21 protein-coding genes and 1 pseudogene are annotated in these 18,669 nt (G+C 56.1%); 5 read left to right on the top strand and 17 right to left on the bottom strand.

The features are described 5' to 3' along the window. Positions 1-140 precede the first annotated feature (140 nt). Positions 141-1,679, bottom strand: a complete 1,539-nt coding sequence (locus LIW51_RS29865; protein ID WP_227379169.1) for a flippase — start codon at positions 1,677-1,679, stop codon at positions 141-143. Positions 1,680-2,024: 345 nt separating this feature from the next. Here LIW51_RS29865 and LIW51_RS29860 point away from each other — a divergent pair, with 345 nt between their 5' ends. Further along, positions 2,025-2,333: a DUF1697 domain-containing protein gene (locus tag LIW51_RS29860; protein ID WP_255767602.1), complete on the top strand. Its 309-nt coding sequence runs from the start codon at positions 2,025-2,027 to the stop codon at positions 2,331-2,333. A gap of 349 nt (positions 2,334-2,682) precedes the next feature. Here the strand turns inward: LIW51_RS29860 and LIW51_RS39570 are convergent, their stop codons facing one another. From LIW51_RS39570 to LIW51_RS29820, 8 genes are all read right to left on the bottom strand, one after another. After that, complete coding sequence (locus tag LIW51_RS39570) at positions 2,683-2,988, bottom strand: HalOD1 output domain-containing protein (RefSeq protein ID WP_227379168.1); 306 nt, start codon at positions 2,986-2,988, stop codon at positions 2,683-2,685. Further along, positions 2,985-3,836 (bottom strand): DUF7344 domain-containing protein, encoded by an 852-nt coding sequence (locus LIW51_RS29850; protein ID WP_227379167.1) that lies wholly within the window; start codon positions 3,834-3,836, stop codon positions 2,985-2,987. Before LIW51_RS29850 ends, LIW51_RS39570 begins: the two co-directional genes overlap by 4 nt. 616 nt (positions 3,837-4,452) lie before the next feature. Continuing rightward, positions 4,453-4,689 carry a DUF8158 family protein gene (locus tag LIW51_RS29845; RefSeq protein WP_368411874.1) on the bottom strand — a complete coding sequence of 79 codons (237 nt, stop codon included), beginning with the start codon at positions 4,687-4,689 and terminating at the stop codon, positions 4,453-4,455. A gap of 23 nt (positions 4,690-4,712) precedes the next feature. Beyond that, positions 4,713-4,871 (bottom strand): hypothetical protein, encoded by a 159-nt coding sequence (locus tag LIW51_RS29840; RefSeq protein ID WP_227379166.1) that lies wholly within the window; start codon positions 4,869-4,871, stop codon positions 4,713-4,715. A 149-nt stretch (positions 4,872-5,020) separates the two neighbouring features. After that, the gene (locus LIW51_RS29835; RefSeq protein WP_227379165.1) at positions 5,021-6,265 is read right to left on the bottom strand and encodes an RNA-guided endonuclease InsQ/TnpB family protein; all 1,245 of its coding nucleotides are present in this window, start codon (positions 6,263-6,265) and stop codon (positions 5,021-5,023) included. A 262-nt stretch (positions 6,266-6,527) separates the two neighbouring features. Continuing rightward, positions 6,528-6,962 carry a toxin-antitoxin system TumE family protein gene (locus LIW51_RS29830; protein WP_227379164.1) on the bottom strand — a complete coding sequence of 145 codons (435 nt, stop codon included), beginning with the start codon at positions 6,960-6,962 and terminating at the stop codon, positions 6,528-6,530. 2 nt (positions 6,963-6,964) lie between these two features. Then, positions 6,965-7,501, bottom strand: a complete 537-nt coding sequence (locus tag LIW51_RS29825) for a DUF7342 family protein (RefSeq protein ID WP_227379163.1) — start codon at positions 7,499-7,501, stop codon at positions 6,965-6,967. Between the two features lie 207 nt (positions 7,502-7,708). After that, entirely contained in the window at positions 7,709-10,516 is a 2,808-nt protein-coding gene (locus LIW51_RS29820; RefSeq protein ID WP_227379162.1) for a M14 family zinc carboxypeptidase, read from the bottom strand. 177 nt (positions 10,517-10,693) lie between these two features. Between LIW51_RS29820 and LIW51_RS29815 the strand changes: the two genes are divergently transcribed. Then, positions 10,694-11,101 carry a hypothetical protein gene (locus LIW51_RS29815; protein WP_227379161.1) on the top strand — a complete coding sequence of 136 codons (408 nt, stop codon included), beginning with the start codon at positions 10,694-10,696 and terminating at the stop codon, positions 11,099-11,101. 944 nt (positions 11,102-12,045) lie between these two features. Next, positions 12,046-12,351 (top strand): hypothetical protein, encoded by a 306-nt coding sequence (locus LIW51_RS29810; RefSeq protein WP_227379160.1) that lies wholly within the window; start codon positions 12,046-12,048, stop codon positions 12,349-12,351. Positions 12,352-12,370: 19 nt separating this feature from the next. Here LIW51_RS29810 and LIW51_RS29805 read toward each other — a convergent pair whose 3' ends face one another. Next, a complete protein-coding gene (locus tag LIW51_RS29805; RefSeq protein ID WP_227379159.1) occupies positions 12,371-12,604 on the bottom strand; it encodes a hypothetical protein in 234 nt (77 codons plus the stop codon). Positions 12,605-12,633: 29 nt separating this feature from the next. Between LIW51_RS29805 and LIW51_RS29800 the strand changes: the two genes are divergently transcribed. After that, positions 12,634-13,026, top strand: coding sequence for a cupin domain-containing protein (locus LIW51_RS29800; protein ID WP_227379158.1), 393 nt, complete (start codon positions 12,634-12,636; stop codon positions 13,024-13,026). Positions 13,027-13,075: 49 nt separating this feature from the next. Then, positions 13,076-13,314: pseudogene (locus LIW51_RS29795) on the top strand (IS1595 family transposase); the annotation flags it as partial. Between the two features lie 24 nt (positions 13,315-13,338). Here the strand turns inward: LIW51_RS29795 and LIW51_RS29790 are convergent. From LIW51_RS29790 to LIW51_RS29755, 7 genes are all read right to left on the bottom strand, one after another. Next, complete coding sequence (locus LIW51_RS29790; protein WP_227379157.1) at positions 13,339-13,773, bottom strand: toxin-antitoxin system TumE family protein; 435 nt, start codon at positions 13,771-13,773, stop codon at positions 13,339-13,341. Positions 13,774-13,776: 3 nt separating this feature from the next. Beyond that, the gene (locus tag LIW51_RS29785) at positions 13,777-14,304 is read right to left on the bottom strand and encodes a DUF7342 family protein (protein WP_227379156.1); all 528 of its coding nucleotides are present in this window, start codon (positions 14,302-14,304) and stop codon (positions 13,777-13,779) included. A 746-nt stretch (positions 14,305-15,050) separates the two neighbouring features. Beyond that, positions 15,051-16,409 carry an MFS transporter gene (locus LIW51_RS29775; RefSeq protein ID WP_227379155.1) on the bottom strand — a complete coding sequence of 453 codons (1,359 nt, stop codon included), beginning with the start codon at positions 16,407-16,409 and terminating at the stop codon, positions 15,051-15,053. A gap of 16 nt (positions 16,410-16,425) precedes the next feature. After that, positions 16,426-16,824: a VOC family protein gene (locus tag LIW51_RS29770; RefSeq protein WP_227379154.1), complete on the bottom strand. Its 399-nt coding sequence runs from the start codon at positions 16,822-16,824 to the stop codon at positions 16,426-16,428. 151 nt (positions 16,825-16,975) lie between these two features. Next, positions 16,976-17,689, bottom strand: a complete 714-nt coding sequence (locus LIW51_RS29765; protein ID WP_227379153.1) for a helix-turn-helix domain-containing protein — start codon at positions 17,687-17,689, stop codon at positions 16,976-16,978. Between the two features lie 261 nt (positions 17,690-17,950). Then, positions 17,951-18,199, bottom strand: coding sequence for an SWIM zinc finger family protein (locus LIW51_RS29760; RefSeq protein ID WP_368411873.1), 249 nt, complete (start codon positions 18,197-18,199; stop codon positions 17,951-17,953). A 117-nt stretch (positions 18,200-18,316) separates the two neighbouring features. Then, positions 18,317-18,463 (bottom strand): hypothetical protein, encoded by a 147-nt coding sequence (locus tag LIW51_RS29755; RefSeq protein ID WP_227379152.1) that lies wholly within the window; start codon positions 18,461-18,463, stop codon positions 18,317-18,319. Positions 18,464-18,669 lie beyond the last annotated feature (206 nt).

Here is an 18,669-nt window from a genome sequence, read left to right as displayed (position 1 = left end):
CCGTCGAGGAGTATCGGAAATACGCCCCCTCAGAGCGTAAATCTTCCGGCTTCGGCGTTTGCGACCATAGACGGGTGATTCCTCCCGCGCCTAAAGACGCGGATATCCTCGCCCTGCAATTCTATGAAGCTGTACATCGTTTACAAATTTTTGACATACGAAACACACATTGAGAAAAATTCATGATCTTCTTCCTCAATGCCAGCAGCCAACAGAAGAGCGCCGAAGGCACAAAACCCTACTCCTCCGCCGACAACGAGAAGTGGATACCCAGAGAGCACAGACCGTAATCCGTACATGATAAGCCCAGTGCCGAGACCTGCAACGATGGGTTTTACGAATCGACGGGAGTAGGGGAACAGATGTTCAGTGTACCAAACTTCGACGACCCGAACGAGATTTATTAGAGCGAGGACACTCGCTGTTGCGAGTGCTGCCCCAATAACTCCAAATTCCTGGATGAACACATAATTACAAATCACGTTTAGAATGCCGAGTCCCCACCGATTAACGAGTGAAATATACTGGTGATCTGTCATCATCAGCAAAAAACCGCTAGGGCCGACTGCAGCGTTCGCTAACTGGCCGAGAGTAAAGAGAATGAGGATGGAGCTACCATCTGTGTATCCCTCACCGAAGATGAACAAAATTTCCTTCGAGTAGACAATTGCACCGAGCGCGAGAAAAAGTGCGACAGTAAAGATCCAGCGCGTGATTTGCTGATAAAGTGATTGCAACTCAGCCATTTTCCCGTTTGTGTAGAGACGAGAGGCGACGGGAGGGAAGATTTGGTTGAACGCGCTCAGCGGCAGGACGAGCATTCCTGCAACGACCAGTGCTGCTTTATAAATTCCAACAGTGCTTCCCTGCGAGATAAAGATGCCGACCATCAGTAAGTCGATTCGATTCGCAAGGATCGCCCCCGCTTGTGTGAGCGTTAACGGTAGCGAGTAGTTGTAAAATTCGACGATATCGCTACGTGAGCCCCGTAACGTTGGTCGAAGCGTCATCCGAGAGGCAAAAAGTGAAACTGTTGCAATAAAAACGACAACGCCAGCCGCGACGCTCGCCGCAACGACGCCGAGAAGCTTGTATCCGAGGAGAATTGGAATAGCAATAAAGAGTAGTTGAACGCTCGGTGTCACGATGTTCATCAGAAGAACTTGATATTCAGGGAGTTCAAGCGCCTTGAAGACGGTTTGCAGGATATTGCTCAATGTTGTAAACGGGATGACGAGTGCTAAAATCCGCAAAACATTGGTCAGTAGTGGATTTTTTAGCGTTAACTCCGTAATAATCGGGGCCCCAAGAAAGATGAACCCACTAATGAGTATACCCCCGGCAAGTGATGTGAAAAGCGCTAAACCTAGCATTTGATTCTGTTTCGGTTTCTGTCCGCTATACTGCGGCAGGAATTTGAGTATCGACGTATCCGTCCCGAGGTTAGTCACTGTGCGAACGATGGATAGAATAACGTATCCGTAACTGTAAACGCCGAAAAGCGCTTCACCAAGCCCTCGCGTTAAAATAATATTGATACCCAATCGAAGCACGTTATCCGCCCCCTTTCCGACCAAAAAGAGCCCTGCACCGCGAGATACGGAAGCAAGTGATGAACTTCGTTCGCGTCTCTCGGATTGATCCGACTCAGTCGCAGTCTTTTGGTCATCGAATTCCATATCTGATCCTCGGATTATTTTCAATCGCTCATTGTGTCGTTATATCGATGCTATCCGCGGCCTTTGTTCTGCAACTGCGTTCGATTTTAAAGAAACGCGGTGATCGTCGACGGTTCGTGAATTCGGTGAACGATTTAGGAGGGAACTAAATGGCGCTACCGCGATTATAAGACCTTTTCTGCGGAAATCGGTGTCGACGTGGTCGGACAGAATCCGCTTCAAGGTGCATTCCTGAGTGTCGGAATCCGACGAAGGAGACTTCGAACATCGCCTAGATAAACATGTTCGAGTAAACAGTCCATCCACGACGCAATCGAGGACACGTTCGGCTACGACATCTCCGTGATGATCAGAACGCGAACGGAACTCCAGGACGTCGTGATCGAGCAGCCCTTCGACGTTCCAGCGGAGGATGGCATCAAACACTACGTCACGTTCCTCCACGAGGAGCCGACGGACGAGCAAGTCGAGGCACTTCTGGATGGACAACACGAGGCGGAGACGTTCGAGGTGAGCGGCCGCGAAGTCTACAGCGAACTCGACAAGGAGGCGCTCGGCGACGGCCGATTCACGGACGCCGGGAAGGTTCTCGGAATGGAGGCCATCCGACGGAACTGGGATGTGGTTACGGCGGTGCAGGAATTGAGTGAGTGAACGTATGAGCAACACGTGCACTGCGACAACATCGACGACGATCGGGGACCCACTCCGATCACCCAAACCTGGGGGGACTGAAAGGGGCCGGGCGCTCGGCGAGTGAGCCGACGCACGCACCGCAACCCGGTGAGGAGCGCAGCGAGGCGCAGCCGTCGGGCGTACGGGGCTTTCGAGGGGGATTGACACCCCAAAACCTACTCCCTACTGTCGTCATGCTGTAAATCATGATCTCCCCACTGTCTTGTACACTGACTACTATCAATCACAGTCGATGGGCTACATCAGAGTGAGGACGAATTGAAAATCGGTTCCATGACTACTGAAGGGATAGCAATCAACAATTATCTCATTCAAGAATAGACACACGAACTTCAGTGTGCGTTACGGTTACTGCACAGCCATTGAACTCGAATGAGAGTTCCGTTCGTCCACCGGTATTAGTTCTCTTCGTAAATATTCCATCAATATGATCTGGGTCAATCACATTGTATAATGGATCGAGATTCTGAATCGCCGTGTCAGTGAGTGCTGCAACGGCTCTCACGACCGCCTCACTCGGGCGCTCCTCAGTGTCAATATCGTATGTCCAGTGGGGCGATTGATTTGACTGATTACGGTCTCTGCCACCGTCGGTGAGTAATTTGGTCGTCATGTCTCGAACGGAAGCCCTTCCAAGAAGTCTTCACTTTGGTAATCCAGATGATCCAGTCGTGACCCCAAAAGCTCTCGAACAAGAACCACGAGGGGATTATCTGAGCCTTCACCGATCATCGCAATCTCTGTTTGGGTTCCATCAGCATGTGATTCGATCCAGAGACCGACGATGACTTTCTCGCGATCTGCGAAAATGAGTCGGCTTATTGTTGGATAGCTCGACTGCTTGTTTAACCAGTCTAATTGGGGTTCCCAGACTGTCGCTTCTGGAAGGTATTCTTGAAAGAATTGACGAGTATCCTGACTCTTTGCACCGGCATAGAACTCGACTCCCCGTTCGATTGCGTTCTTAGCATTAGGGAGACATTCCTCATCGAGTAAATCAACGGAGGTGTAGATGAGAAACAGTTCGTTTTCGGCCTTATCGGCCAGCTTTCGACCGTATTCATACGCTTTTTCTTTTCCCTCAAGTACTCCAATGGCACTCTCACTGGTTCTCCTTCCAGTTCTTGATTGTGACAGTAATTCGTCGATGACCTCTATCTCCCCCCACTCTACATCATTCGCCATATCGCCACTAATGGTGGCAATGTTTGTATTGCGGTCATACGTGATGAGTCCCGCTTCGTCAAGTTGGGGAAGGTGTTTATGGTGCAGTGAGATAACCGTCTGCTCAAGTTTATTTTCGTAGTCAGACGGACGAAGTGCGATAGCATCTTGTGAAACGAGTTGTTCAGCGATTTCAGTTACTTCGAGTTTGTGACTAGCACCACTGAGGGTCGTCAAAATCGCTCGATTCGTGGAGTCTGTAATTAGCCGAATGATTTGTTCGTCATCTGATTCCATTGCTTGGCTCTCGTCATTACGGTTATTAAAAATATTGGTGTATATTTATTGAATATTATCGGAAAATTCTATGGAGGGATAACACAAAAGAGGATAGAATGTCAAACAATTATCCAAACTGGAGATCGCTATTAACTGGATGTCAGAGATCACCAATACACGTCGATCGGTCAGCCGTTTCCATTACGTATGATTAGAAATTAACGCGCCTGTCGGATTGTTGTTCCTAATTGACTCCTCGGGCTGGTCGGTCGCGAGTGATGCGGAGGGCGGCACACGGCGATCGGGGCGGGCCATAGAAAACCACCGCTCCTCCTCGGTTTCGCGCGTAGTGGATCAGTTACTTTCCCTTGTGGATCGAAAGGGCGAGGCCGCCTCGGTCGTCCCCCGACCCCGCTAGCACCACAGGAACCAGGAGCGCAGCGGGATCCTCGTAAGCGCAGCGAACGAGGGCCAGCGAGACTGCGTCTCGCGTGGTCGCGGGATGCCGAGCGGCCGAGGGCTTTCAGAGAAGTCGCTCCCAATCTATTTCTGCATTCAGTTCCCTCAGAAACATAATACACAAGTGAACACAACCAGCTATCGTCCCGATTCGAGCACCGTCGATCGAGCGCATCTATAGGTCAGCAGCGACAGTCCGAAACGAGACTCCGTCGACGAGAACGAGGTGGACGACCTCCCGAACGGCTGCCTCATCATATCGATTCCCAATGGCAGCTATCGTGTCGTCGAAATCCGGATCCCGATGCTCGGCTCGCGGAGCCGCTGCTCGAGATAGAAGAAGATCACAGATGTCGTCGACCGACGCGTGATCGGGGGGTTCCAGTGCGTTCGCGAACGTCGTACAGAGCATCGGTATCAGGCGCGGACAGTCACTTATGAAGGTGCTTGCTCGGGGAAACAGTCTGGACACAGTCGGAGATCCGTCTCGCTTGGGGCGACGTCTTTCTTTTCTGCGGCCTGAATGGTGCCCTCGCTCAGACCACAGTCGGGGTCGGGTGCGTGCGCTGTCTCTGCGAGTGCGAGAATCGCCATGAGCGAGGGATAGTACTGCGATTAGAAAGGTGTTCGGGGCGTCAACCGTCGCCATGATTCACCGACCAGTTGGGTAAATTACCCTACTTCGCTCACCCCATACGGGGTTCGCTCGTTGAGGGTAGGGCTTTGATGTGGACTCCCGGCAATCAGTCCCCGGCAATAGGCCGATGACTCTTGCCGTTCAACGTCCCACCATTCACACGCACGTCTACTCGTGCGTCTCCGCTCCCCGACGTGGGCGAGGACCGGAGTCTGTGCTTCCGCTTTCGGGCGTAGCGTAGCCCGATGTTTTTCGCCGCATTGTAGTCCGCATTGACCTCGTAGCCGCATTTCTGGCAGTGAAAGTGTCCACCGTCGCGGTTGTCGCGGTGCGTGAACCCACAATCCATTCGAGAACAGCGTTGGGACGTGTGGTTTGGCGCAACCTGCTTCGCCGTGACGCCGCGTTCCGGTGCCTTGTACTCGACGTACTCGAACAGGCGGCGGAACGCCCAGATGTGGTGCCACTTCGCCTGTGGAAGCCGCTCGCGGATGTCCGTTAGGTCCTCGAACACGATTACGTCACAATCGTACTCGACGGCTTCCGAGACGATTTCGTTGGCGACGGTATGGATGTACTGCTTTCGCCACGCTTCTTCGCGCTTGCCGAGGCGGAGGAGCGCGTTGTGCGCGGCTTGCGTCCCACGCTGTTGCATCTCACCACGTCGCTTCTCGAATTCACGACACCAGTGGTCGTATTCGTCGCCCTGCCAGAACGTTCCCGTCGAAGCGACCGCGAGGCTGTTGACGCCGAGGTCGATACCGAGGACTGTTTGGTGCTCGGTATCTGCCGAAACCTCGGACTCGTCGCTATCGTACTTCCGGGTTGTGATGTGGAAGTAGAACTCGTCGGTCGCCTTGTCGTATTGCAGTGTACTCGCGCGGAACTCGTAGTCCTCCGAGAGGACATACCGCTCGTAGGGCGTCGGACTATCTGCCGGGAGTTCAAAGTCACACTCGACGCGCCCGTTGACGGTCGAGAGAGAAACATGGTCGCGGTAGAAGGTTGCGCTTCGTTTATCGTAAACCATGCTCCATGACGTGAACTCCGGCTGGCTCACGCGCTTGCCCTGCTTCCACCGCTCGACGCATCCCTTCGTCGCTTGCACGGCGCGTCGGATGGCTTCTTGAACGAGGTTTGCGGTGAGGCCTGTTTCCTCTCGTAGTTCAGCATAGAGCGCGTCCCGTGCCGTCGTGTTTGCCGTGACGCAATTTGTGTAAGAGTCGTCGTCCCAACAGAACTCGGCGGCACGGTTCGCACAGTAGAGGAACTGCCGGGCGGATTCGTGGAGGTCGTCGCGGCGCTCATCGGGAACGATGAGTTTGACCGGCGCGGTTCGACGCACCTCCATATTTCAGATTACCACCCGATGGTACGTATACCTCCGGGAGTCAGGTAGCTACTGTCGTGCGGTTGTGTCGTCCTTCGTCGGTTTCCTCTCCGACCTACTCGCTCCCTTCGGTCGCTCCTTGAGGTCGGAGGCTCCACCTTGAAGTGCGCTGAACCTGCGATGGAAAATCACGCTCTGGGCTTATGCTCTCATGCACGCCCGTATCGTCCAGTGCCACGCGTGCCGTACTTCATTACTCGTCCGATGACGACGGTTCCACCACCTATTCATCCCACAGAGTCGTAAACCGCTGTTCGATCTCGTCGAGAACAAGTGTTAAGACATCGCGATAATCGGCTGGCCATGCGGCATTCTCGCCAAGCGTCGGGGCGGTGGGTGGTGGATGAAAATGATCTCGCGTATTGTGTGGGTTCGGATGCCGATCCCATTGACACTCCCAGACGCTATCAGCGTGAACTTCTCGATAGTGGATTTTGAAGTCGTCATTCGTGTACCACCGGACAGCAAGGGTCGCCTCATCCACCGACGCTGGATAATACGGCTGAGCGAATGTAATGCGAAGCTTAAGATGGCCGTTCGAATCGGTGATAACTGCCTCTTCGACCTGATTTGTGGCGATGAATCTCGTCTGTAAAAACTCAAGGATTGGTCGATCAATCGGCACAGGACTGCCTCCATCGCCAGTTGGCGGCACCATCGCTATCCAGAAGCCTGTTCCTGGTCGGTAGCACCAGCACGTTGCTGGCGTGCTCGTTCGTAGCGCGCTCGCTCTTGGCGAGCAGTCATCCAGTCGCTGAGGTCACCGTACACATCGTCGATTGACGTGTCGACGCTCGTCTCGACAACGGCCAGCGCATCAACGTCTGCCGGGGTCACAGCGTCATACTCGTCTTCATAGCGTGCGACCTTCGCTGTCAACGTACGGACGCGCTGCTGGAGCTCCTCAAGCGAGTGGTGTGCCGCGAGCTGATTGATGTGTCGCCATTCGAAATATGCGGCATTGCGCTCGTAGGTAGCTGGATGCCCATCGTGAAGAGTGACGATCCCGAGATCCGCAAACCAGTTGAGGTATTTCCGGGCAGTTTTCGGGTCACAGTCGATCCGATCTGCGATTGCACTCGCCGTCACTGGCTCGCGCGTCTGGAGAATGGTTCCATAGATTTGCTGCTCGACGTCGTCACCGTTGAATATGTCCTCGAAGGGAGGCGGCCCGTCGGTGGAATGTGAATCGGCCATAGTAGGTATTCGAGTTGGCAAGACATAATTCTTACTTAGCGGAACTATTTCCCTCCCGGGCGAGAAAACAATCCTTCATGGTGACGCCATAGAGGTACTTTCAAACGTATCTCCCGATGGTGATAGACCGATCACCCGTAACCCATAGGGCGAGCAGGAACCGGAGACGATCCAGGAAAACAAGTGGAACGGTACCAATCGACCGCCCTATCGGAGTTCGCCCCAAGTACCGACGAGTTCGCCGTTTACGTACCGGCGCTGCTCGAAGCCGAGCGCGTTGCACATGAGCGTGTGCCCCATGAACGACAGGGTGTAGTCGGCCATGCCAAAGGGATGGAGTTCCCGCTGGTTTGCCGGCGGCAAGACGGAACCGATCACGTTGATCTCTGCATCCCCGGCTGACAGCAAACCGGCGCCGACGTCACCGTCTTCGCCGAGAATGCCGGCGATAGTTCCGCCGGCGTCCGTGAAGGCGTCAGTGTCCACGGTCCACACCGGCGAGTCGTCGCCAGTCGTGTAGCCGAGCTGGGATATTTTCCAGATCTCCTGCTGGATTGGTCTGACGTCCGTCAGCAGCGGGTGGTCGAGATCTCGGTCCATGAGATTCGGGAAGTCCGTCGTCCCGAACTCGATATCGTCAGCCTCGATGGCCGCGGCCTGGCCGACGTCGAGGCGCCCGAGGAGGTTCAACCCCGCGTCAGTGAGTACGAGGTCACCGCCGGTTTCGACGAATTCCTCGATAGCAGAGACGTACCGCTGATCGTCGACGCCGTCGTCGTGAGAGATGACGAGGTTGTCGTACCGGCGCTTGCCGGAGTTGCCCCGCATCAGCCGACCGATGCGCACGTCGTGGACGCGCAGGCCGTCGATCGTCCCTTCTTCGAGGAACGGCTCGAGATCCTCGAAGAACTGCATTGGGTTAACAACGTATTCGCGCTGGGAGTAGCCGAGAACCTCCTCGGGGTTTGGGTATTCGCCCTCGGTCTCGAGGAGGACCATCTCGACGTCGATGTCGGTGTCGCCGTCGTACTCGATCGACCAGTCGCCGTCGTCCGGATCGGGGACGTAGAAGTGACCCTGGTCATCGGACAGCGGGTCGGCAAGGTCAATCTCACGGACGGTTTGGCCGCCGGGATTGACGAGCCTGACGACGCCCTCGTCGATGCCGTGGGCATCGAACTGTACGGCCAGCGAGTGCGTTATGCGGCCCGACGATGCGCTCGCGCTACCGCCGGGTCCCGGCTGGACGGTCTCGTGGCGGCGCTGAACCCGTGTAGCGCGATCCTGGCCTTTGCCATCGCCCTTGCCTGGGCTCTCGTCGGTGTACGGGAGATCCGCCGATCGGCGCGTCAGGACATCAGAGCCGACGTAGGCGGTGTCCTGTCCGTCGGTGGCCACGGTCGCGTTGGTCTTCGCAGCAGTCATCTCGGTGTACTCGCGCATCGAGATGCGGTAGGCCATCTCCAGGCGGCGCTCGATGAACGGCTTCCAATCGTAGCCGTCCCGAAGCACCAACTCAGGAGCGACCGTCACGGCGCCGAGGCCGCCGAACTCCTCGGGTTGGCCTGCCCAGCCGAGCAACCCGCCGGTGATCTGGTAGCTTAGCGAGTCGTAGATCGTCCCGTAGTCCAGCAACCGTTCTGGGACGTAGCCCTCAATACCGTAGATAGCCTCGCTGGCGCGAGACGTGTCGTCAGAGATCGTCTCTGGGCTACCCCAGTGATCTTGCATCCCGTCGCCGATACGGATGTTGACTTCGTCTAAGTTGTGCGTCCCATCGTGATTGTATGGTGCGTTAGACTCGAGATTCAACACCATGGATTCCGACAGATCCATCATGTGGTAGTCACAGAGGTACTCGACGTTGTCGTACCCACGCAGGTGCTCGACGACCGCCAGCGCGTCTGGAACCATATCTTCGTATCCCCGGCCCTCCGGGTCGTCGGGACGCACCTCAGGTGTATCCTCGGGTTCAGCGGGCCAGTACCCGGGGTAGACCCACCCCATCGTCGGGTACTGTCGATTGGTATCCCCGACGGCCGCGTTCCCGCGGTGGTATCGGAACCGCTCCGTGCCGCCCCACCACGTCTCGAATTCGTACTGCGGCTTCCGGACGACCCAACCGTCCGGGTTGATAAAGACGAACACGATGACGATGTCGTCGAGGACGTCCTCGAAGTCGTCGGCCGTGCCCTTCGCAGCCTCCTCGATAATACGAGTGCCGGCCACGCGGCCTGCAGGCTCGTCGCCGTGGATGCTAAGCGAGAAGACAACCTTGTCTTTCTCGGCGAATGACTCCTCATCTTGGATATTCTTCATGATTTCCGCAACGTAGACATCCTTCGGGTCGGGATCTTCACCCGTGCGCAGATTCTCCCAGCCTGGACTCTGGCCGATAGCGTGCACGCGGAGGCGATCCGAGTACTCGTCCGCCAGATATTGGAATCCCTGGTCTAGCTCGTTGTGGGAAACGAAGTCGCGTGCGTCCTCGACCTCGGGAAAGACGTGGTCGTCGTAGGCATCACCTAGCTTCCAGAACGGGTTTGCACCCGGCGAGAAGTCGACGAAATCGATGCCGCCGAGATCGAGAGCCTCAGTGAGCTCGTCGGCGGTGAGATAGGCGTGGGCCGCGGGTGTTGGCTTCTCGCGGGTCACGGCTTTCGGAGGTAAATCGTCTTCCTCGATGTCCCAGTCCGGTTCACCGTACTCGTCGTAGAACGCATGGAGGGCAACCGTGTCCTCGAATTCGATGACTAGCGTTACTTGGTGGTCATTGGGTGCGGCGTTGACGGCAAACTCTGCAAGATCGGTCATCGCGTCGTCAGTGACCTCAGCAGATACCGTACGCGGCAAAGCGAGCGCGGCGCCGGTCGCAGCCGCTACGCTCAGGAACGTGCGGCGGCCGATCGAACTGCCGTCGAACGCGCCCTTCTCGAGTTCCGCTGCATCTTCGGCGGCGTATCGATCTGTTTCGTCGTGCGATTCAGTCAGTTTGTGCTGTCGTTCGTTTCTCATAGTCAATGGTTGTTTGCGTGTGAATTTCTTCCTCACACGGAGTTGATTATGGAATTTACATTTGCTTAATACCGAACAAACCCATGCAAGTTAACCGAGAAACGAATATTTATATCTATTACACATTAATATGAATAGTCGGCGAGGGAGATAGATGTCAAGCGAACTGAGAAAATAGTGGCATTTGATAGCCTTGCCTATATCGTCGCGGTCGCCGAAGTTGCCTCGATGATACGGAGCTGGAGTTCGCCCGATGAGTGTCGGTGTTACAACGTCGAATACTCCCGTGAGTCCGTCAACCAACCACCGGAACCGACGACGCAACCGAAAGTGCGCTTGGTGCTGGCGGCGAGACCAGACGCCCGGAACGGCCGCAGGCCGCAGGCCCGGACTGGTCGGTCGCGAGCGACGCGGCGAGCGGGGCGAGCCGTACGAATCTCTCATTCAGCCGATCCGACGTTCAGCCCATCAGTCATCATCCTGGCGGACTTGGAAAGGGGGAGGCCGCCTCGGCCGTCCCCCGATCCCGCTAGCATCGAGGGAAGCGAGGCGCGCAGTGTGAGTCGCGGGATATTGAGAGGCTGAGGGCTTTCGAGATCGAAGCCTGTCGCTGTATCGTCTAAACCAGCAGAATATCAGCACTACAATGAGACAGATGAATCAATAGAGACCCGCTTGAAGCTACCATTGTTGGTGAATAGGGCAGCGCTTCCGGCTGTGTCGAACCCTCCACCGTTTCCGAAGCTATCATAAAATAGAGTAACACTATGGCCTGGCGGCGTTGTTGAAACCCTCTTGCGGTGATAGGTTTCAGCGCGTGTGCAAGATACAGGGCGCGAGTTTGTCAGGGGAATCTTATTGTACTACCCGTTAAAACGTGATTTATGAGCAACACGAGGCAACTGTATCGTCGTCTTGATGACTGGATGCGAAGCTTGTCCCGTGTCCAATATGCTGTTCTCGTCGGCTTCACAGCCGCTGTGACTGTACTTCTTATTGGCACAATGCTTGGTGACTCGGTGACTTTCCAAGCGGTTCTCATGGGACTCTCGATGACTATAGTCTACTACGTGCTCAATCCCAATCACACGGGTTGAACGACGGATTTGATACTGATTACATTCTCTGTAGTCAGCAGGACGTTTGTGACAGAAGCTCGGCAACTCACTGAGCCGCTGCAAGATACAAGGCGCATAGTCAGCACAGCAGATTACCAGTCTATACAGGGAATCTTTTTGCCGACAACGCATCTCTAATTGAATAATGCCCTCTACTACTCGTTCCCCCCGTGAATTTGGCCCAATTCAGATAATTAGTATGACCCTCAGCTGGCAACTACTCGGGTACGTACTCGCAGTTATTGGGATTTCAATCATTAGCTGGGCTGTTGATGAGAATACCGTGCCCTCCTCAACGATAATCTACACGGCGTTAGGCGCGTTTGTAATCTTAAACGGATTATACCTTGGTGGGGTGCGTCTCCGATAGATATGCACGCATACTTGTACTGACGAGAAGTATCGACTACTATGGTGGGCGATACTGATCCGGTGCAGCAGTGTACAGTAGCCGAACCGGTAGATCTCCGCGCTGCACTTGAGAGAGCCGCGATCGAACATCTCGACGTTGACGATCACCGGACAATCATAATCTATCAGCAGGCGATTCTCATGGCCATCGCCACAGAGGAGCAGGCTACGGCCACGCGTGAGTTCAATGTCGAATTTTGGAAGAAACCGCCGGACAATCCTACTCGCGACCCTGATGACCTCCTCACAGCATTTATTGATGAACTGCTAGCGACTACCGACACAACCCGCGTCGAATCGTCCTAAGGGGCGAGACTTCCGCTTACTACCCGTTATCAGGGCGGATCGCTTGCTCGATGGGGCTATCGCCGCCGAAGAGCCTGATCGTTTCGCCGATCATCTCCTCGTTCGCGAGACAGGCGACGACCGTTTGGGCGACGAACGCCGTCTCAGCGAAACGAGTGCTCGGTGTGAAGGCGAAAAATGCGTGAACTGCCTCGGGGTCACGCCCCGAGGTACTCGACCTGTTTAGCCTGTAGAAGACTGCTAGTCCGAGCATTTAATCACCTTCCATCGACAGCGATAGGTATGGGTTACCATCTCATCGACCCTACCGACCTTGACCAGTGGGACGACCGTCCGACCGATGTCCGGTCGCTCAGTGTTGCAGCAGGATACGACTATCAGAACTCGAAGCTCGGTCTTCGAGTCTACGAACTCTCTCCCGGTGAGCAGTCCGGGCTGAGCTACCACTCCCACGACGAGCAAGTCGAGGCATTCTACGTTCTCGACGGGACGCTTCACGTCGAAACCCCTGACGAGACGTATGTCGTTGAGTCCGACCAAGTCCTCTTCGTCGATCCTGGGAGCCCACAGAGGGCGTTCAATCCCGAAACCGCCGAAACGGCCACACGTATCCTCGCCATCGGGGCGCCGTCAGTCGACGACGCACACCCGTACGATCCAACTGACGACGCGTGATCCGTCTCTCCACTGTACTTTTGTCGACGATGAGGACAAGGTCGTACTAGTCGAGCGTTCTGGCGAACTGCTCGACACGCCTTCCCTCCATCTCGTTGGCCCAGTCGAAATCGACGAAGTATACGTCACTGCTGGGTTGAAAGGCCGCGAGCGTGACTGCGAGTCGCGCTCGCGTGGACTCTCGACTCGCGGACGAGGAACCTATGCAGAGGACAAACCACTGGTATCCACACTCGTTGACGTGGCACCGACCAGCGGTACGTCATCCCTGCGAAATCCGCCGATGAGTGCAACAGTTCAAAAGTACCGTTGTTACACATCGTAGAGCTCTTGTACTCGCTCACCAATCCAGTCGAGGACGGCAAACAGAACATCTAGGTGGTGATCGGCATCAAGTGGTGAAGGTTCAACGGTGTCTTCTGCAGTCGGTGGTGGATGGAAGTGTCCAGTCGGTGTGTTTGGTTTGGGGTGGCGATCCCATCGGCATTGCCACGTCTCGTCTGCGGATATCTCGAGGTAGTGGACGGAGTAGTCACCACCTTCGAACCATCGAATATCGACGCGAACGTCGTGAATTGCTGTTGGATACTGCTCCGAGTCCACTTGGAGTTCGAGAACGCGCGGCGTGATCGAATCCGGCCGGAACTGCCAGTTACTGACGAGTGGATGCGTGGCTGCCCGCTGTGCAAGCACTGTGAGTGTTGGAATATCGAGTGGCCCGCTCGAGCCTTCGGGTCGCTCCGTCACGGGTCAGGCCTGTGCTCGATCATCAGTCGTGGACTCGGCTCGCTGAACCGCCCGTTTGAGGACGGTGATATCGCGACGAATCGTTCGCCACTTGGTGAGGTCATCCCAGCGTTCGTCCAACGACTCATGATCCTCACCCGCATCGTCGGAAGTGACGACAGCGTCCGGGTCGGGAACGCCGTACTCTACTTGGAAAGCCTGATCTTCCTCGATGAGGTCGTCGATTCGTGCGCGAAGATCGCTCGGACTGTGCTCATGAGCCAACTGTTCGACACGTTTCCAGCGGAAGTATGAGGGATTGCGCTGGTAGGTCGCCGGTCGGCTGTCAGTTCGCTTGGCGATCCCCATCTCCGTCAGTTGCTCGAGTGCTTGCCGCGCACCGTTCTCAGAGCAGTCGGCCCACTCGGCAAATTGCTGTGCAGACGCTGGATCGTACGTCCCGACGAGGATATCATAGACTCGCTGGAACGTCGTTCGATCAGCGTGCCACTGTTCACGTGCGGTAGACGCAGGTGGTCCATCCTCGGTCATAACTGTCTATTCGGTGCTAAAGCTCATATATCTTGCCGCAAGTACTCATATGTGCGCTAAATACATCAAGTCACCAACAGTGAACCCGAGCATGAGTGCCCAAAACAGAGCGGCCACGTCGAGTTTTCGCCGACGCTCAACGAGTCCCGTTTTGCGAGCTAATGCGCGTAACCGCCCTTCGGGAAAAGCCCTCGTGACCCGGCTTTCGATCACCGACGTTGGTGGGTGTTGACATCCTCCCCGCCCTGAAGGGCGAGGATTCCCACAACGTCGGTCGCTGGTTCGGTGGGAGTTTACGGTTTACACACCGACGAGGTGCTGGCCATGCCAAGTAGCCGTTACTCCTCTCCCGTGAGGGATTCGGAGGTACTTGGTTGTTTAGCGTCGGTACCCAACCGATCCCGAAGGGGTACTTCGAGCCTCGGTCGGGAAGTCCGAATTTGTCCGATTGTCCCGGTATGGGCGCGGATGTACCGCGTCGGATACCCAGAAAAACGCACGGAGAGCACCGAAGACTGTACCGTACAGTGAAAGTGAACAAAGACGGCGATTCATCCCCGCCCGCAAGGGCGAGGCTTTCTCGCCTGCAATCACGTAAACCAACGTTTTCTAAATGACTTGTAGCTGCGTACGTTCGCAGTCGCTCCCCTCATGAGTCGACTAGCTAATCGGAGACTTCCGAGACAATAGGGGAGCGATGCCTGAGTCACGACCTCACGACCCGATTTCTGCGCCATATCACCAATTCAGACAGTAGCATCCGGTTCCTCACCGGTTCGATACTCTTCCTCGATGGTCTCGAAGACTTGTGTATAGACGAGCACGAGCCCACACATGCCAAGGATTGCGCTAACCGCGAATGGGACGACAACACCGTACCCGACGAGAAAGCCGGCCGCGAGCGGTCCGAGTGCGGTGCCCAGCCCAAACGCCATTGTCACCACTGCCAGCCGGGTGCTCGACCCGCCCTCCTGCGCGAGGTCACCCGCGAACGCGAGCCCGGGCGCAAACACCAGCGCGATTCCGATACCCTGGATGAAGCGGGCGAGAATCATCATCAGTGGACTGAAGACAAATCCCTGTACGAGTATCGAGGGCACAAAGATGGCGCACCCGGCTATCAAGAAGGGCCGTCGGCCGTACCGGTCACTCGCCCGTCCGATCGGCACTTGGAAGACGATATTAGCGATGGCGGCGGCAGCAAACTCAACCGCGAACAGTGTCCCGCCTTGGCCCAAACGCTCGTTGATGATGGGTTGAAGCGTCGCAAATAGCGTGAGTCCGAGTGCCATGAACAGCGTCGCAACGCCGACCACGAACACCGGATCAAGCAATTGGCCACTATCGGAACCGCGAACGGCAATGGAGAGGTCCTGACTTGCGCTCGCGCGGGTCTCCGCGGGGTCGGAGACGAACAGCGTCACGAGCAGGAAACTCACGAGCGCACTGGCGGCGGCGACAAAGAAGGCGGCATCGAAGCCGCTCATCTCGACGACTCGCCCGGCGAGCGCGAACGAGTACTCTGCGATCCGGCCAGAACCCGCCCCGATGATGACTCCCGCAACGATGGGGCCAAAGCCGACGCCGATCAGTCGGAAAGTATTGTACACCCCGAAATTCCCGCCGCGGTCCTCGTCTGACGAGAGTTCGCTGACCAACGCAGCGGTACACGGGATTGTGAATGCGGCCCCGATCCCTTGGAGCATCCGGAGACCGATCAGGAGACGGTAGTCGGTAACGAACGCGAACGCGGCGTTGGCGACAGTGAGCAATGCTAGTCCGAGGAGGATGTACGCCCGCCGTCTGTCGGTTTGATCGGAGAGCAGCCCGACGAAGGGCTGGCCGAAGCTACTCAGAAATCCGAACAGTGAGAGCAGCACGCCGATGAGCAACGCCTCGGTCAGCGAGATGCCGACGACCGGCACCTGTACCCCGAGCAGTGGCTGGACGTCGACCGGCCCTATTGCAATGTAGAGAGGAATGACGATGAGAAGAAACATATTCCCGAAGGAGTCGGCCGCGCGTGCGAGCGCGAGCGTGACCACCCGGCAGTCGCTCCCCACAAAGGTCGCGGCTAGCGCCTGCCGTATGCGTTCGAGGCCCATCTCTCGGCCGCCTCCGCTATGATTCTCCCGGTGGTTCGAAGAGTTCGACCACGTTGCCGGCCGGATCTTCGAGCAGAATCTGCTTGCCGCCCTTCCCAGCCACGAACTCGTTGCGGAAGCTGGCTCCTTGGTTCTTCAGCTGTTCGACGGTGGCGGTCAAATCCTCAACCTCGATCTGGAAGCGGTTCCACCCCCCAGGCTCGGGGAGGGTTCCGTCAGGCATGGCCTGCCCACCTCCACCGGCTCCCGGCTTATTCAGCTGCAGGCGAAGATTACCGCGTTTCAGTCCTGCAAATCCCGGTGCCGGGTGCATCTGGACCTCAAACCCTAACTGATTGGTATAGAAGTCGATCGCCGTATCGACGTCGTCGACGATGTAGCGCACTGCGACTGTACTCGTGTTTGTCTGTTCCATACTCGTTGTTCGCCAGAGAACCGAATCAGGCTGTCTCTCCGTTTGGAGCGTCTTTATATGGGTAGTCCGAACTGCCGCTTGAAGCGTGCTGGATGTGTAGCGATCAGTCCATAGTCTGAGCGGCCAACGACGCCAGCATCTGCGGACGCACTCACTCGATGTTATCAGGTTGTGTGAAACTAGCGTCCTTCGGAGTGAGACGTTCGTTGGTGATTGCGGTTGCAATGATTTCTCGCTCCGCCCTGCGAAGACGGTCGGAGAGTGATCGCCGGGAAATACCGAGGCGGTCGCTCAGGTCGGTGAGGTCCGTCCCCCGCGGGAGATCGTAATATCCTTCTTCGTATGCGAGTAGTAGTGCCTCCCGCTGTTTTGGCGTCAACCCAGCGAGAGACAGTCCCTCGCCCTCGGAGTCTGTCGTCGGTTGATAGAGCCCTTCGAGAGTGAACGACATTCCCCGTTGATGGCAGGCGTCGCGGTACTCCGTGAGGGTGGTTCGATCAGGGAAGCGGGCCCGCATGAGCCAGCCATCCTCCGTAATCGTTGCATGGATTGGCGTCGTGCCACGCTTGATGAATTCCTCGGGAATCGCGACCTGCACCTCGGTCGACTCGGCCATGCGAAGCCGATACAGCCGTCGCTCCGTCGCACCTTCAAGCAGTGTCCACGCCGCAATCGACGCCTCAGCGTCAAGTGCCGCCTCAACAGTGTCGTAGGACTCTGCTTCGACCCAGCAGAGGAGTACCGAGTGATCTACTCCAACGACCTCATCGAGTTTGATGCGGGCATTTGGGATAGACGCAGCAAGGCCGATCAGTGCGAGAGACGATGAAGAGAGGCGAAATTCGGCGCTCAAATCCGGATTCATACTCCTCCGTATGCGCGTTCGCATAAAGACGTTCATGCTAAACCGCACGCAGCCAATTCCTCAACAGTCACTATTCGAGAGGTTGCTGGAGAGTAAATAGAGTGGACAAATATATAAAATAAGAACGATATCATTTCGGATGAGTCACAGGAGCACTCTCCTAGGACTTAAGCTAGAACCTATGCCGACCATCCGAACGACGAATTCTGCATTCTGAGTAACCACCTGACAGAGGACGGGTTGGCCGTCATTCTCGAAGCCTCAATGAGCGACCCCAACGCGGTGTTTGCACGCCCCGTCGTAGCGATCATCCGCAGGGCACTCACAGGCGATAGGTATCCCATTGTGAACAGTGACGAGATATTCGTGGTCGGCTGGATTTGCGTGACTGGTATTGCGAACACAAACACCCCTTGTTTTGACTGAAAATTCGAGGACTTCGTACTGGGCGCGCTTCGCGACTCGTGTACTGTACGTCAGGCGGGACAGGATGTGGGTCTTACTAGACATGATCTTTCCACGAGGCACAGTTGCTGTGCCCCGCACCCTTCGGGGGCACACAAAATCATTCGCGACGCTCCACGCAAAGGGCACCTTATGTCGAGGATTGAACAGAGACGAGCGTTCTCAGTCGAATCGGTAGATTGCGATCCCGTCGTGGCCGAAGCGAGGACAGTCGCTCGCTTCGACACTGACTGCTGTGCCGCAGTGGCGGCACTCGACGATAACGGTGCTTTGCGACCGTCCAGCAAGTCGCGTTAGGAGGTTTCTCATTCAATTTGCTCCCTCGTCGCTGCAATCTCGTTTCAAATTTGATTCCGCTGGGCGCGAACCTGTCTCGTTTGAACCACCTGCCGCGATCATCAGTCTGATCTGCATGATTGCGATGGTGCAAACACGCTGTTCGGTATGTACTGAGATGTTAAGGTAGACTGACAGGCAAGGACGAGGCCAGAAACCTCACATATCGTTTTCTGCGT

It is taken from the genome of Haladaptatus halobius, from assembly GCF_020618475.1.
GTDB lineage: Archaea > Halobacteriota > Halobacteria > Halobacteriales > Haladaptataceae > Haladaptatus > Haladaptatus halobius.
The sequence above is the reverse complement of the archived record's forward strand: the minus strand, read 5'-3'. Positions and strand labels throughout refer to the sequence as shown.

What these genes read in the sequence shown, in the direction of transcription:
- LIW51_RS29770 (WP_227379154.1), bottom strand. Translation starts at nt 16,824, where the DNA reads ATGGAACAGACAAACACGAGTACAGTCGCAGTGCGCTACATCGTCGAC.
- LIW51_RS29865 (WP_227379169.1), bottom strand. Translation starts at nt 1,679, where the DNA reads ATGGAATTCGATGACCAAAAGACTGCGACTGAGTCGGATCAATCCGAG.
- LIW51_RS29850 (WP_227379167.1), bottom strand. Translation starts at nt 3,836, where the DNA reads ATGGAATCAGATGACGAACAAATCATTCGGCTAATTACAGACTCCACG.
- LIW51_RS29755 (WP_227379152.1), bottom strand. Translation starts at nt 18,463, where the DNA reads ATGAGAAACCTCCTAACGCGACTTGCTGGACGGTCGCAAAGCACCGTT.
- LIW51_RS29810 (WP_227379160.1), top strand. Translation starts at nt 12,046, where the DNA reads ATGGTGGGCGATACTGATCCGGTGCAGCAGTGTACAGTAGCCGAACCG.
- LIW51_RS29775 (WP_227379155.1), bottom strand. Translation starts at nt 16,409, where the DNA reads ATGGGCCTCGAACGCATACGGCAGGCGCTAGCCGCGACCTTTGTGGGG.
- LIW51_RS29825 (WP_227379163.1), bottom strand. Translation starts at nt 7,501, where the DNA reads ATGGCCGATTCACATTCCACCGACGGGCCGCCTCCCTTCGAGGACATA.
- LIW51_RS29805 (WP_227379159.1), bottom strand. Translation starts at nt 12,604, where the DNA reads ATGCTCGGACTAGCAGTCTTCTACAGGCTAAACAGGTCGAGTACCTCG.
- LIW51_RS29835 (WP_227379165.1), bottom strand. Translation starts at nt 6,265, where the DNA reads ATGGAGGTGCGTCGAACCGCGCCGGTCAAACTCATCGTTCCCGATGAG.
- LIW51_RS29860 (WP_255767602.1), top strand. Translation starts at nt 2,025, where the DNA reads ATGATCAGAACGCGAACGGAACTCCAGGACGTCGTGATCGAGCAGCCC.
- LIW51_RS29765 (WP_227379153.1), bottom strand. Translation starts at nt 17,689, where the DNA reads ATGAATCCGGATTTGAGCGCCGAATTTCGCCTCTCTTCATCGTCTCTC.
- LIW51_RS29785 (WP_227379156.1), bottom strand. Translation starts at nt 14,304, where the DNA reads ATGACCGAGGATGGACCACCTGCGTCTACCGCACGTGAACAGTGGCAC.
- LIW51_RS29820 (WP_227379162.1), bottom strand. Translation starts at nt 10,516, where the DNA reads ATGAGAAACGAACGACAGCACAAACTGACTGAATCGCACGACGAAACA.
- LIW51_RS29830 (WP_227379164.1), bottom strand. Translation starts at nt 6,962, where the DNA reads ATGGTGCCGCCAACTGGCGATGGAGGCAGTCCTGTGCCGATTGATCGA.
- LIW51_RS29800 (WP_227379158.1), top strand. Translation starts at nt 12,634, where the DNA reads ATGGGTTACCATCTCATCGACCCTACCGACCTTGACCAGTGGGACGAC.
- LIW51_RS29840 (WP_227379166.1), bottom strand. Translation starts at nt 4,871, where the DNA reads ATGGCGATTCTCGCACTCGCAGAGACAGCGCACGCACCCGACCCCGAC.
- LIW51_RS29845 (WP_368411874.1), bottom strand. Translation starts at nt 4,689, where the DNA reads ATGCTCTGTACGACGTTCGCGAACGCACTGGAACCCCCCGATCACGCG.
- LIW51_RS39570 (WP_227379168.1), bottom strand. Translation starts at nt 2,988, where the DNA reads ATGACGACCAAATTACTCACCGACGGTGGCAGAGACCGTAATCAGTCA.
- LIW51_RS29760 (WP_368411873.1), bottom strand. Translation starts at nt 18,199, where the DNA reads ATGTCTAGTAAGACCCACATCCTGTCCCGCCTGACGTACAGTACACGA.